Raw genomic sequence first — 12,934 nt, forward strand, 5'->3', positions numbered from 1 at the left:
GGCCCCGCCGGCGTTCGAGGCGTGGGGGTCCCCCCGGACGGAGTCTGGGGGAGGGTCCGGGGCGGAGCCCCGATCGGTGGGCCGCGCGAGGCACATCGCATCAGCCACCGCGTACGCCCCCGCGGGCAGCCAGAGCCCGCGGGGGCGTACGTGTACCCAGCCGGCTAGAAGCCTCGGGTCCGCTTCGCCGCACGGCGCTTGGCGGCGCTCGCGGCCCCCGGGATGCGCATGAACAGCCGGGAGGTCTCCGACCCGAGGTTGACCCCGATGGCGATGGCCAGTGCGATGGCCGCCGCGTTCACCAGGGAGCCCAGCCCCTCGTTCAGCCGGTTCTCGGCGATCAGCAGCAGCCCGTAGTACGTCGCCGAGCCGGGCAGCAGTGGGCCGATGGCGGCCGTCACGTACGGCAGGGCGGAAGCGAAGCGGTAACGGGAGAAGAGCTGCCCGAAGAGGCCCACGAGCCCGGCGGCGATGGCGGTGGACGGCACGGGCGGGATGCCGCCCGCGTAGTGCAGGGCGCCGAAGGTGATCCAGGCGACCCCGCCGTTGAGGGTCACGATCCACACGGTGGAACGTTCCTGCTGGAGCAGGATCGCGAAGGTGAAGACCAGCACCATCGAAGCCGCGATCTGGATCAGCGGTCGCTGCTGGATCTCCAGGACCTCCTCCGGCCGGGGGGAGGCGTCGAACTGCAGGCCGACGTAGAGCACGACCAGCACGCCCATGATGATGCCGATGAAGAGGTACATGACCTCCAGCAGCCGGGCGGAGGCGGTGATGTAGAAGCCGGTCAGACCGTCCTGCACGGCCGCGACCAGGGCCCGCCCGGGCAGCAGCGCGAAGAGCCCGCCGGTGATCACGGCGGAGGCCTTGACGTCGATCCCGGTCATGCTCAGCGCCACCCCGATCGCGGCCGGCGGCATCGCCGCGACCACGAACTGGTAGAACTCCGGCAGCCCGCGGCCGGCGCACAGCCAGGCCAGCCGGTCACCGAGGACCGCGCCGAGCGCCGCCGCGATGAAGACCAGCACCCCGCCGCCGACCAGGGTGGAGGCGGCGCCGGCGAGCAGCCCGGCGGCCGCCGTGAGCATCCAGCCGGGGTACGGGTGCCGGTTGCGGCGGATCTCGGCGAGGCGCCGGTAGGCCTCCTCCAGCGAGATCTCGATCTCGGGGGCGCTGATGTCGTCCACCAGCCGGTAGACGGCCGAGAGCCGGTTGTAGTCGGTGCCGCGGCGGCGCACGGTCCGGTTCGCCGATACCGGGTGGTCCACCAGCGAGGGCTGGTGGGTGATCGACAGCAGGGTGAAGGTGACGGTGGGCTCGCAGCGGTCCAGCCCGTAGGAGCGGGTCACCGCGAACATGGCGGCCTCCACGTCCTCGGCGCCCTCGCCGCCCGCGAGCAGCAGCTCGCCGATGCGCAGGGTCAGGTCGAGCACGCGGCCCACGGCGGGCCCGGCCTCGCTCGGCCGGTGTACGAGATCCGGTACGGGACGCACGTCGACCGGCATGCGCAGCATCGTGCGCATGCGGTCCTGCCAGGGCGATTCCTTCAGCTGGGCCAGGGGGAAGTCCTGGCCGGGGGTGTAGGCGGGCGGGGAGTGCGCGGCGCTGTAGGTGGCCGGGGTGGCGAAGGCCGATCCCCCGGGCTCGGGCTGCACCGGCTCGGCGCCGGCCGGACGGGCGAACTCCGAGGTGGGCTGGTCCTCGTCGAGGGCCTCCGGCTCCATCCCGGGCGGCGGCGTGAAGGCGCTGTGCGCCTCGTCGGACTGGGGCTTCCTGTCCTCTGCCCCGTCGGCCTCCGCCACGCGTCCTCCAGTCCGTGATCACCTGCCGTATCAGTATGCGGAACCGCTTCCTCCATGGCGAAGGCGGGCCGCCGGCGCCGGATCCGGCCTCGCCGGCCTTCGAGGCGCGGGGTCGGGGGGCGCAGCCCCCGGTCGGGGCGCAGCCCGGCTCCGCACGCGACAACGGGCGGCACCCCCTCCGGGGTACCGCCCGCCATGTCACAAGGAGCACGGGGGAGTCCCCCGGCCCGTTACCGCCGAGCGCGAGCTCAGTGGTGGCCGCCCTGCGCCTCGAGGCGCTTGTACGAGGCCTCGATCTCGGCCTCGGCCTCGGCACGGCCGACCCAGTCCGCGCCCTCGACGGACTTGCCCGGCTCCAGGTCCTTGTAGACCTCGAAGAAGTGCTGGATCTCCAGGCGGTCGAACTCGGAGACGTGGTGGATGTCGCGCAGGTGCTCGACACGCGGGTCGGAGGCCGGCACGCAGAGCAGCTTGTCGTCTCCGCCCGCCTCGTCCGTCATGCGGAACATGCCGATGGCGCGGCACTTGATCAGGCAGCCGGGGAAGGTCGGCTCGTCCAGGATGACCAGCGCGTCCAGCGGGTCGCCGTCCTCGCCGAGGGTGTTCTCGACGAAGCCGTAGTCGGCCGGGTAGCTGGTCGAGGTGAAGAGGCGACGGTCCAGACGGATCCGGCCGGTCTCGTGGTCCACCTCGTACTTGTTCCGCGAACCCTTGGGGATCTCGATGGTGACGTCGAACTCCACGTCCTGCTCCTCCATGATCAGCTTCAGCAGCCTGAATGCTTCGAGACCGCATTTGATTCGATACGCGCGCGTCCGGCCCAGCCTCCCGCAGACTCCGTCCGGAGGGACCCCCAGAGGTGCCCCGGCCGGTGGGGTGCCATGCTCGCGGCAAGACGCAGTGGTTAAGTGTCCCTCACGCATATGTGTGATCGCGAAAGGGGCTGGTCCGAGGTGCCATTGGTCAAGTCGTGGCAGCTCATCGCGGGTGCGGCCGTCGCCGGCCTCGCCCTGTCGGTGGCAGCGGTGGCCGCTGCCGGTCCATGGGACTCCGGCCAGCGTAAGGCCGAGCGGGACAGGGCCGCCTCCTGGGGCCCTACGGGTGGCGCAGATCACGGTGGAGGGCCCGGCTCCGGGCTCCTGCCGCAGGCCGCGCCCAGCGCCCCCGGAGTGCTCGGCGCGATCGGCCCCGGCGTCGCGCGGGGCCAGGCGGCCGCCCCCGCCGCCTCCGGGAAGCTCGCCGCCGCGCTGGGACCGCTGCTCGCCGACCCCGCCCTCGGCACCGTACGCACCGCCTCCGTCGTCGACACCGCCACCGGGCAGGTGCTCTACGAGTCCGGGGCGCGGGACGCCATGACCCCCGCGTCGACCGTCAAGATCGTCACCGCCGCCGCCGCGCTGGCCGCGCTCGGACCCGAGCACCGGATCAGGACCACCGTCGTGCCCGGAGCCGCCCCCGGACAGATCGTCCTGGTCGGCGGCGGAGACCCCTCCCTCACCGCGAAGAAGAAGAGCCCCGCCGGATCCGGCGGCAGCCTCGTCGCGCTCGCCGCCGACACCGCGCAGGCCCTCAAGGCGGCCGGAACCGACACCGTGACCCTCGGCTACGACGACAGCCTCTACACCGGCCCCGCCCGCCACCCGATCGGCGTGAACCCCAACATCGCGCTCGTGACCGCCCTGACGGCCGACGAGGGCCGCCCCGACGACTCCACCTCCGGGCCCGTGGACCGGACCGGGGACCCGTCCAAGGACGCCGCCCGCGCCTTCCGCACACTGCTCACGGAGCGCGGCATCAAGGTCACCGGCGAACCGGCCAAGGCCAAGCCCGCCGCCGACGGGTCCGCTGCCGCCCAGCCGCTCGCCACCACCCTCTCCACCCCGGTGGCCGGGCTCGTCGAGCGGATGCTGACCAACAGCGACAACGACATCGCCGAGGCCCTCGCCCGGCACACCGCCCTCGCCTCCGGCCAGCCCGCCAGCTTCGAAGGCGCGGAGAAGGCCGTCGCCGCCAAGCTCGCCGCCCTCGGCGTGGACACAGCGGGCTCCCGCTTCGCCGACGGCAGCGGCCTGAACCGCGCCGACAAGGTCAGCGCCGGCCTGCTGACCGGCCTCCTCACCAAGGCCGCCGACCCGCAGCGCCCGGAGCTGCGGCCGGTCCTCACCGGGCTGCCCGTCGCCGGCTTCACCGGGACCCTGCGCGGCCGCAACGCGGGCACCTCCCCGGCCGCGGGCCTGCTCCGGGCCAAGACCGGCACCCTCACGGGCGTGAACTCCCTCTCCGGGACCGTCGTCGACCCCTCCGGCCGACTGCTCGCCTTCGCTTTCCTGACCGCGAACAGTCCCGGCCCCGAGGGCGCCGAGAAGGCCCTCGACAAGCTGGCGGCGGCCGTCACGACCGCTTCGTAGGGGGTCCGCCGGGCGCCCTGCCCACGTACGGTTGACGCATGACGAGCATCAGTGGTGCGGAGATGGTCGACTGGAACCTCGCGGTGGCGACCGCGACCCGTTTGGTGCGACCCGGGCCGGAGGTCACCCGGGACGAGGCACGGGCGGTCGTCGCGGAGCTGCGCGGGCACGCCAGGACCTCGGAACGGCACGTGCGCGAGTTCACCCGCATGATCGCGGAAGGGGCCGCCGTCCCCGACACCCCCGTCCTGGTCGTCGACCGGGCAGGCTGGGTCAAGGCCAACGTCGCCGGATTCCGAGAGCTGCTCCAACCGCTCCTCGGCAAGATGCAGGACCGCCGCGCGGGCGCCCCCGGCGGGGCCGTGCTCGGCGCGGTCGGCGGCAAGGTCACCGGCGTCGAGCTGGGCATGCTGCTGAGCTTCCTGGCCTCCCGGGTCCTCGGCCAGTACGAGACCTTCGCGCCGGTCTCGCGCGACCTGCCGGCCTCGGCCGCGGGCGGCCGGCTGCTGCTCGTCGCCCCCAACATCGTGCACGTCGAGCGCGAGCTGGAGGTGAACCCGCACGACTTCCGGCTGTGGGTGTGCCTGCACGAGGAGACGCACCGTACACAGTTCACGGCCGTCCCGTGGCTGCGCGACCACCTCGAAGGCGAAATCCAGACGTTCCTGGGCGCCACCGAAGTGGACCCGGCGACCGTCCTGGAGCGCATCCGGGAAGCCGCCCAGTCCTTCGCGGGCGCCCGCCCCGACGCCGAGCGCGGCGACGAGGGGCGCTCCTTCGTCGAGCTCGTGCAGACCCCCGAACAGCGCGAGATCCTGGGCCGCCTCACCGCCGTCATGTCCCTCCTGGAAGGCCACGCCGACTTCGTCATGGACGGGGTCGGCCCCCAGGTGGTGCCTTCGGTGGCCGAGATCCGCGAGAAGTTCCAGCAGCGCAGGGCCAGCGGAGCCGGCCGTCTCGACGCCGCCCTGCGCAAGCTCCTCGGCCTCGACGCCAAGCTGCGCCAGTACCGCGACGGCGAGCGCTTCGTGCGCGGCGTCGTCGGCCAGGTCGGCATGGACGGCTTTAACCGGGTCTGGACCTCCCCGAACACACTGCCGACCAAGGCCGAGATCGCCAAGCCCGCCGACTGGGTCGCCCGAGTCCACCGCAAGGGGAGCGAAGAGAGCGAATGAGGGTGACTCAAGGGGCGTAAACATGTCTCACTGGGGGAAGCAGCGTCACCCGTCCGAGGGACCGTGAGCCGTGGAAGGGCGTGCGATGCTCGGGGAACGGCCGAGTTCTGTCACCATCAACGCACTCTGAGTGACATTCCTGAGTGGCAGCCCCCGCCCGGCGGGGGTGCCGGGCACCACCCCCAGCGCACCACACCCCAACGCCTCCGAGGCATCCGAACTCCATCGAAGGGCACCGGACATGGGTCCCCATCCTGCGGTCGCGGCGATACGCCTGGCGGTCCGCCGCGTACTCCACGACGTCCTCACCGACCTCACCGACACTCCCGCCGGCCCCCGCACCGCAGCGGGCACCCGGCCGCTCGTCCTCGTCGCGTGCTCCGGCGGCGCCGACTCCATGGCGCTCGCCTCGGCCCTCGCGTTCGAGGCCCCCAAACTCGGCATCCGGGCCGGCGGCATCACCGTCGACCACGGCCTCCAGCCGGGCTCCGACCTGCGCGCCGCCGAGGTCGTCACCCGCATGACCGCACTCCGCCTCGACCCGGTGGAGTCCGTCGCCGTGCGCGTCGGCCGCGACGGCGGACCCGAGGCCGCCGCCCGCGACGCCCGCTACGGGGCCCTGGACGAGGCCGCAGACCGCCTCGGCGCCGCCGCCGTGCTCCTGGGCCACACCCGGGACGATCAAGCCGAAACCGTCCTGCTGGGCCTCGCCCGCGGCTCCGGGATCCGCTCGCTGTCCGGCATGGCCGAAAAGTCCGGAGGCCCCGGCCGCAGCCACCGCTACCGCCGCCCCTTCCTCCAGGTCGACCGGCAGACCGCCCGCAAGGCCTGCATGGTCCAGTCCCTCGCCGTCTGGGACGACCCGCACAACATCGACCCCGCCTACACCCGCTCCCGCCTGCGCCACGAGGGACTGCCCGCCCTGGAGAAGGCGCTGGGCAAGGGGGTCGTCGAGGCCCTGGCCCGCACCGCCCAGCTCTCCCGCGACGACGCCGACGCCCTGGACGCCTGGGCCGCGGAGGCCGAGACCGGCGTACGGGACGCGGACGGCCGCCTGGAGTGCGCCAAGCTGTACGCCCTGCCCCCGGCCGTCCGCCGCCGGGTGCTGCGCAGGGCCGTGGTCGCCGCCGGCTCTCCCGCGGGTTCCCTCTTCGCCCGCCACATCGAGGAAGTCGACCGGCTCATCACCGGATGGCGCGGCCAGGGCGCCATCAACCTGCCCGGACGGGTGGAGGCCCAGCGGCAGGGTGGCAGACTTGTCATCCGGCAGGGCTGATTGGTGCTGAAACACGGCTGAGTCCTCCGGGGGACACCCCCGGAGCCCCGGCCGACAACGAAAGTGATGCGGGTGGACGAGAAGGACATGGGCAACGACCTCCAGTCGGTGCTCATCACCAAGGAAGAGATCGACGCGAAGCTGGCCGAGCTGGCCGCGAAGATCGACGCGGAGTACGCGGGCAAGGACCTGCTCATCGTCGGTGTGCTCAAGGGTGCCGTGATGGTGATGGCGGACCTGGCGCGTGCCTTGTCCACCCCGCTCACCATGGACTGGATGGCGGTGTCCTCGTACGGCGCCGGAACCCAGTCCTCGGGTGTGGTCCGGATCCTCAAGGACCTGGACACCGACATCAAGGACAAGCACGTCCTGATCGTCGAGGACATCATCGACTCCGGTCTGACGCTGTCCTGGCTGCTGTCGAACCTGGGCTCCCGCCAGCCGGCCTCCCTCGAGGTCGTCACGCTGCTGCGCAAGCCCGAGGCCGCGAAGGTCGCGATCGACGTGAAGTGGGTCGGCTTCGACATCCCCAACGAGTTCGTGGTGGGCTACGGCCTCGACTACGCGGAGAAGTACCGCAACCTGCCGTTCGTCGGCACGCTCGCCCCGCACGTCTACGGCGGCTGATCCCGCTCCCGGTCCCCGGGGCCCGTTGCGGGAACCAGCGCACGCTCCGGGGAACCTGTGGGCGATTCCCGCCGTTGGAGCAGGGGAAGGCGGGTCTGTCAGCCGTCCCACGGGGCCGCGGGTGACAATACAGGGGTACATTCCGAAGAACAGTCTTTACTCACAGCAGCATTTACCTACGGGCAGGAGGGACGGGGTGCCTGGCGCCCCGTATGGATGGACGTGAAGCGATACTTCCGTTGGCCGGTCATGTGGATCGTGCTGGCCGTCCTCGCCGTGGTCGTGTTGATGAATGTCGTCGGCTCCGGCGGCGGCTACAAGTCGGTGGACACCAGCGAGGTCATCAAGGCGATCAACACTGGCCAGGTGGAGACAGCGAAGCTGACCACCGGCGACAGCCAGATGATCAAGATCGAGCTGCGCGACGGCCAGAAGCTCGGCAAGCACGACGGCAGCAAGTTCCAGGCCAACTACATCGGGGATCAGGGCGTCCAGCTCGCCCAGAACCTCCAGACCAAGTACGACGCCGGTCAGATCCCGGACGGGTACTCCGTCACTCCGGACAAGACCAGCCCGTTCCTGAGCGTTCTCCTCTCGCTCCTCCCCTTCGTCCTCATCGTCGTTGTCTTCCTGTTCCTGATGAACCAGATGCAGGGCGGCGGCTCCCGGGTCATGAACTTCGGGAAGTCCAAGGCCAAGCTCATCACCAAGGACACCCCGAAGACGACGTTCGCCGATGTCGCGGGCGCGGACGAGGCCGTCGAGGAACTCCACGAGATCAAGGAGTTCCTCCAGGAGCCGGCGAAGTTCCAGGCCGTCGGCGCCAAGATCCCCAAGGGCGTGCTGCTGTACGGCCCGCCCGGCACCGGAAAGACCCTGCTCGCGCGCGCCGTCGCGGGCGAGGCCGGTGTCCCCTTCTACTCGATCTCCGGATCCGACTTCGTCGAGATGTTCGTCGGTGTCGGTGCCTCGCGTGTCCGTGACCTGTTCGAGCAGGCCAAGGCCAACGCCCCGGCGATCGTCTTCGTCGACGAGATCGACGCCGTCGGCCGGCACCGCGGTGCGGGTCTCGGCGGCGGCCACGACGAGCGCGAGCAGACCCTCAACCAGCTGCTGGTCGAGATGGACGGCTTCGACGTGAAGGGCGGCGTCATCCTGATCGCCGCCACGAACCGTCCGGACATCCTCGACCCGGCACTCCTGCGCCCGGGCCGCTTCGACCGGCAGATCGCGGTCGACCGTCCCGACATGCAGGGCCGTCTGGAGATCCTCAAGGTCCACCAGAAGGGCAAGCCGGTCGCCCCGGACGTCGACCTGGGCGCCGTTGCCCGTCGTACGCCCGGCTTCACCGGTGCCGATCTCTCCAACGTCCTGAACGAGGCCGCGCTGCTCACGGCCCGCTCGGACAAGAAGCTGGTCGACAACCACGCGCTGGACGAGGCGATCGACCGTGTCGTGGCGGGCCCGCAGAAGCGGACCCGGATCATGTCGGACCGGGAAAAGAAGATCACCGCGTACCACGAGGGCGGACACGCCCTGGTCGCGGCGGCCTCCCCGAACTCCGACCCGGTCCACAAGATCACGATCCTGTCCCGCGGCCGGGCCCTGGGCTACACCATGGTCCTGCCCGACGAGGACAAGTACTCGACCACGCGCAACGAGATGCTCGACCAGCTGGCGTACATGCTGGGCGGGCGCGCGGCCGAGGAGCTGGTCTTCCACGACCCGACCACGGGCGCGGCGAACGACATCGAGAAGGCCACCGCCACGGCGCGGGCCATGGTCACGCAGTACGGCATGACCGAGCGTCTCGGTGCGATCAAGTTCGGCGGCGACAACACCGAGCCGTTCCTGGGCCGCGAGATGTCGCACCCGCGGGACTACTCGGAAGAGGTCGCGGCGCTGGTCGACGAAGAGGTCAAGAAGCTCATCGAGACCGCGCACAACGAGGCCTGGGAGATCCTCGTCGAGAACCGTGACGTCCTCGACAACCTGGTCCTCGCGCTGCTGGAGAAGGAGACGCTGAACAAGGAGCAGATCGCCGAGATCTTCTCGACGATCGTGAAGCGTCCGGCCCGCCCCGCGTGGACCGGCTCCTCCCGCCGCACCCCCTCCACCCGTCCGCCGGTGCTCTCTCCCAAGGAGCTCCAGCTGACGAACTCGGCGAACGGCACCTCGGCGACCACCGCCGTCACGCCGGTCTCCACGGAGAAGGGCATCGAGGTGGCCCCCGAGGAGCGCCCCGAGGTCTGATCCACCCGGAATGGAAGCCGCGCCCCCCAGGTTCTAGCCTGGGGGGCGCGGCACTTTCATCTGGTCATACTTGGGTGGCCGCGAGCGCTGTGCACACAGGAACGAGGAAGAGATGACCGACCCAGTGACCCTGACCGGCGACGAGGGCACGATCGGCGAGTTCGACGAGAAGCGCGCCGAGGCGGCGATTCGCGAGCTGCTGATCGCGGTCGGCGAGGACCCGGACCGGGAGGGTCTCCTCGAGACCCCGGCGCGCGTGGCACGGTCGTACCGGGAGATATTCGCCGGCCTGTACCAGCGGCCCGAAGAGGTCCTGACCACGACCTTCGACCTCGGCCACGACGAGCTGGTCCTCGTGAAGGACATCGAGGTCATGAGTTCGTGTGAACATCATTTGGTCCCATTTCATGGAGTAGCCCACGTCGGCTACATCCCGTCCATCGACGGCAAGATCACCGGCCTGTCGAAGCTGGCCCGCCTCGTGGACGTGTTCGCCCGCCGTCCCCAGGTGCAGGAGCGCCTGACCACGCAGATCGCGGACTCCCTGATGGAGATCCTGGACCCGCGCGGGGTCATCGTGGTCATCGAGTGCGAGCACATGTGCATGACCATGCGCGGAGTCCGCAAGCCCGGCGCGAAGACCATCACCTCGGCGGTCCGCGGCCAGCTGCGCGACCCCGCCACCCGCAACGAGGCAATGTCCCTGATCATGGCTCGCTAGCCGGATTGTCAGACCCGCCCGATAACGTCGTTGATCAGCTGATTCACTTGATCAGGGGGCGGGATGGGCGGGCTGCCGAGCAAGCAGATCGTGAATGGGGTCGACGGGGCCGCTCAGGCGAGAACCTTCCGCGCGGGCGACCGGCTCTGGACGTTGGACGGCGACCGGACGGTACATACGGCCATTCTGGACGTGACCGCCGTGAAGGCCCGCGAGGTCGTGGATGTGGTCACGGACGGAAAGACGTTCACCGTGGCGCCGGACCAGTTACTGCGTACCCGCGACGGGTGGATCCCGGCCGGAGACGCCGCGGGCAGCACGGTGGTGTGGACCCCGCCACGCAAGCTGTGCCGTACGCGTCTGACCATGCGGCCCGGCTATGAGTTCGGCTACTTGGTGGGTGCCACCTGTGCCGACGGCACGGTCGGCAAGAACTACGTGTCCCTGGTGGTGAACGACCTGGGGTTTGCGGCCAAGTACGCGACGTGCCTGACTTCGGCCACGGGCCTTCCCGCCCGCCTGGAACCCGTCATGAGGCCGTCCGGCTTCCTCCAGCGCGACATTCCCGGATTCCGCGTGCGCGTGGTCTCCTCGTACCTTGCGGACGTCCTACGGCAGTACGTGGGGGGGGGCGACGCGCACCACATGCGTCAGGGCTTCCCCCGCGTCGTCATGAAAGACCTTGCCACCGTCGAAGGCTTCCTGGACGGATACGCGGACGGCGACGGCTGCCGCCTCAAGCGCTGGCACGGTCGGACGATCACCAGCGCCAACGTTCCGTTTCTGGCGGAGCTGGCCGCGATCATCGGAGCCCGCTTCTCGCCTCTGAACGGGAAGGCATCGCAGCTGGTGGTCACCGACCGTTGGCAGCGGCGCGGTACCTTCGTGGCGGAGGAGCACTCCATACACCTCGTGGAGCGGCAGTCCGCGACGGTATCCGAGGTCCGGCCCCACACTGCCACTGGTGCCAAGCCCTTCACCCTCTACACCTACCGCCTCGACCCCTGCCTCGGCTTCCTGGTGAACGGGCACCTCGTCCGCGCGCCCTCCTGACGGGTCAGGCGCGGGCGGTGGACTCAGGGGCCTGGTCGTCGTCCTCGGGGAGTTTGAGTACGTGCTCCAGGAAGAGGGCGGCGGCGATGACGGCCACCCCTGCCAGGACCGAGAATCCGGCGTACCAGGCCTGGTCGCGGCGGGCGGGGATGTCCAGGGAGTCGGTCAGCAGGAAGACGCCCACCCCGCCGTACATGCCCGCCACGAGCGCCGCCACCAGCGCGCTGGCTTGGCCGAAGACCACCGCTCGGGCCGCCATCAGCGGCTCCACGCCCTTGGCCCCGGGGCGGCGCTCGCGCTGGGCCTTGAGACGGGACCGCATGGACAGGGCCGTGGCCAGCAGCACCGCCGCGATGACGCCGAGAACGATCGGTGCGGCCAGCGGAACGCCGGGCAGCGTGCCGTACGCGTTCCACAGCCGGGCGCCCGCCCAGGACAGGATCCCGGCGACCACGAAGATGCCCGCCAGGACCGCCGGCCTCAGTTGCTTCACTTGCCCGTTCCCCGCTTTCCGCGCCGATCAGTCAGGCAGTCCACAGGGTAACGACTACTCCGGGAGGTGGAGTTCCAGGTCGGGGCGCGGCGTGACGCCGCTCAGGCCGGTTTCGGCCAGCAGCGCGGCGACCGGGCCGCGGCCCGGGATCTGGGCCTCCGGGTCGATGTCGTGCCAGGGGGCCAGCACGAAGGCGCGCTGGTGGGCGCGCGGGTGCGGCAGGGTGAGGACGGGGTCGTCGGAGACCCTGTCGGCGTACGCGACGATGTCCACGTCGATCGTGCGGGGGCCCCAACGCTCCTCGCGGACGCGGTCGAAGGCCTCCTCGATGGCGTGGCCGCGCTCCAGGAGCGAGGACGGGGGCAGCGTGGTCTTCACCGCGACGACGGCGTTGAGGTACGAGGGCTGCGAGCCGGGCTCGACGCCCCACGGCTCGGTCTCGTAGACGGGGGACACGGCCTTGACCCGCAGGCCCGGGGTGTCACCGAGGGCGTCGATGGCGCCCTGGAGGGTCTCCAGCCGGTTGCCGAGGTTCGCGCCGAGCGCGATCACGGCCCCTTTGGGGTTGGAGAGGGTGACGTCCGCCGCGTCGACCGTCTCGACGACGGAGGCGGGTACCGGCTGGACGGTGGGGTCGCTCTGAGCGTTCAGTCCGTTGTTCATGCGCGGCTCCGGGTGATCGTGATGGTCACGTCGTCGAAGGGGACGGTGATGGGCGCGTCCGGCTTGTGGACGACGACCTCCACCTGCGCCACCGCTTCGTGCTTCAGGCACTGCTGGGCGATCCGCTCGGCCAGGGTCTCGATCAGGTCCACGGGCTCGCCCTGGACGACGTCGACGACCTCTTCGGCGACTACCCCGTAGTGCACGGTCTTCGCCAGGTCGTCTCCGGCCGCCGCGGGGCGGGTGTCGAGGTGCAGCACGAGGTCGACGATGAAGGTCTGGCCTTCCTCGCGCTCCCGGGGGAAGACGCCGTGGTGCCCGCGAGCCTTGAGGCCGCGCAGCGCGACACGATCCACGCGAATCACTCCTGCTTTCGTAGTGCTTCCGGTCCCGGGGCTCCCCGGGGCCATGGGCCTACGCCGAGTGCGGTCGGCGTCGTCCGTCTTCGAATTTACCTGCG

General features: G+C 70.8%; 12 protein-coding genes. 7 read left to right on the forward strand and 5 right to left on the reverse strand.

Annotated features, from left to right (window positions below):
- Positions 1 to 164: 164 nt before the first annotated feature.
- On the reverse strand, positions 165 to 1,805 hold the full coding sequence (locus OG332_RS24855) for a threonine/serine ThrE exporter family protein (protein WP_327415557.1): 1,641 nt from the start codon (positions 1,803 to 1,805) through the stop codon (positions 165 to 167).
- Positions 1,806 to 2,053: 248 nt separating this feature from the next.
- Complete coding sequence (locus OG332_RS24860; protein ID WP_215011464.1) at positions 2,054 to 2,548, reverse strand: inorganic diphosphatase; 495 nt, start codon at positions 2,546 to 2,548, stop codon at positions 2,054 to 2,056.
- Positions 2,549 to 2,728: 180 nt separating this feature from the next.
- On the opposite strand from OG332_RS24860, the gene dacB reads away from it, so the two are divergent.
- From dacB to OG332_RS24895, 7 genes are all read left to right on the forward strand, one after another.
- Positions 2,729 to 4,213, forward strand: a complete 1,485-nt coding sequence (dacB, locus tag OG332_RS24865; protein ID WP_327415558.1) for a D-alanyl-D-alanine carboxypeptidase/D-alanyl-D-alanine endopeptidase — start codon at positions 2,729 to 2,731, stop codon at positions 4,211 to 4,213.
- A gap of 38 nt (positions 4,214 to 4,251) precedes the next feature.
- Entirely contained in the window at positions 4,252 to 5,388 is a 1,137-nt protein-coding gene (locus OG332_RS24870; RefSeq protein WP_327415559.1) for a zinc-dependent metalloprotease, read from the forward strand.
- 241 nt (positions 5,389 to 5,629) lie between these two features.
- Complete coding sequence (gene tilS / locus OG332_RS24875; protein ID WP_327415560.1) at positions 5,630 to 6,664, forward strand: tRNA lysidine(34) synthetase TilS; 1,035 nt, start codon at positions 5,630 to 5,632, stop codon at positions 6,662 to 6,664.
- A 66-nt stretch (positions 6,665 to 6,730) separates the two neighbouring features.
- A complete protein-coding gene (gene hpt, locus OG332_RS24880; RefSeq protein WP_030010907.1) occupies positions 6,731 to 7,291 on the forward strand; it encodes a hypoxanthine phosphoribosyltransferase in 561 nt (186 codons plus the stop codon).
- Between the two features lie 216 nt (positions 7,292 to 7,507).
- Positions 7,508 to 9,544: an ATP-dependent zinc metalloprotease FtsH gene (gene ftsH / locus OG332_RS24885; protein ID WP_327415561.1), complete on the forward strand. Its 2,037-nt coding sequence runs from the start codon at positions 7,508 to 7,510 to the stop codon at positions 9,542 to 9,544.
- Positions 9,545 to 9,656: 112 nt separating this feature from the next.
- Positions 9,657 to 10,265, forward strand: a complete 609-nt coding sequence (gene folE / locus OG332_RS24890; protein ID WP_327415562.1) for a GTP cyclohydrolase I FolE — start codon at positions 9,657 to 9,659, stop codon at positions 10,263 to 10,265.
- A 192-nt stretch (positions 10,266 to 10,457) separates the two neighbouring features.
- Positions 10,458 to 11,318, forward strand: a complete 861-nt coding sequence (locus OG332_RS24895; protein WP_327415563.1) for a hypothetical protein — start codon at positions 10,458 to 10,460, stop codon at positions 11,316 to 11,318.
- Between the two features lie 4 nt (positions 11,319 to 11,322).
- On the opposite strand, the gene OG332_RS24900 is transcribed toward OG332_RS24895, so the two are convergent.
- From OG332_RS24900 to folB, 3 genes are read right to left on the reverse strand one after another with little or no spacing between them, the layout of a single operon-like run.
- Positions 11,323 to 11,811, reverse strand: coding sequence for a DUF3180 domain-containing protein (locus OG332_RS24900; RefSeq protein WP_327415564.1), 489 nt, complete (start codon positions 11,809 to 11,811; stop codon positions 11,323 to 11,325).
- Between the two features lie 54 nt (positions 11,812 to 11,865).
- Positions 11,866 to 12,474: a 2-amino-4-hydroxy-6-hydroxymethyldihydropteridine diphosphokinase gene (folK, locus tag OG332_RS24905; protein WP_327415565.1), complete on the reverse strand. Its 609-nt coding sequence runs from the start codon at positions 12,472 to 12,474 to the stop codon at positions 11,866 to 11,868.
- On the reverse strand, positions 12,471 to 12,830 hold the full coding sequence (gene folB / locus OG332_RS24910) for a dihydroneopterin aldolase (protein WP_030010912.1): 360 nt from the start codon (positions 12,828 to 12,830) through the stop codon (positions 12,471 to 12,473). The genes folK and folB overlap by 4 nt, the downstream gene beginning before the upstream one ends.
- Positions 12,831 to 12,934 lie beyond the last annotated feature (104 nt).

The sequence above is a fragment of the Streptomyces sp. NBC_01233 genome (assembly GCF_035989305.1).
In the GTDB taxonomy this organism is placed as follows: Bacteria; Actinomycetota; Actinomycetes; order Streptomycetales; family Streptomycetaceae; genus Streptomyces.

Excerpts from the sequence above, each read along its gene's own strand:
- dacB (WP_327415558.1), top strand. The coding sequence starts at position 2,729 with ATGTGTGATCGCGAAAGGGGCTGGTCCGAGGTGCCATTGGTCAAGTCG.
- OG332_RS24870 (WP_327415559.1), top strand. The coding sequence starts at position 4,252 with ATGACGAGCATCAGTGGTGCGGAGATGGTCGACTGGAACCTCGCGGTG.
- tilS (WP_327415560.1), top strand. The coding sequence starts at position 5,630 with ATGGGTCCCCATCCTGCGGTCGCGGCGATACGCCTGGCGGTCCGCCGC.
- hpt (WP_030010907.1), top strand. The coding sequence starts at position 6,731 with ATGCGGGTGGACGAGAAGGACATGGGCAACGACCTCCAGTCGGTGCTC.
- ftsH (WP_327415561.1), top strand. The coding sequence starts at position 7,508 with ATGGACGTGAAGCGATACTTCCGTTGGCCGGTCATGTGGATCGTGCTG.
- folE (WP_327415562.1), top strand. The coding sequence starts at position 9,657 with ATGACCGACCCAGTGACCCTGACCGGCGACGAGGGCACGATCGGCGAG.
- folK (WP_327415565.1), bottom strand. The coding sequence starts at position 12,474 with ATGAACAACGGACTGAACGCTCAGAGCGACCCCACCGTCCAGCCGGTA.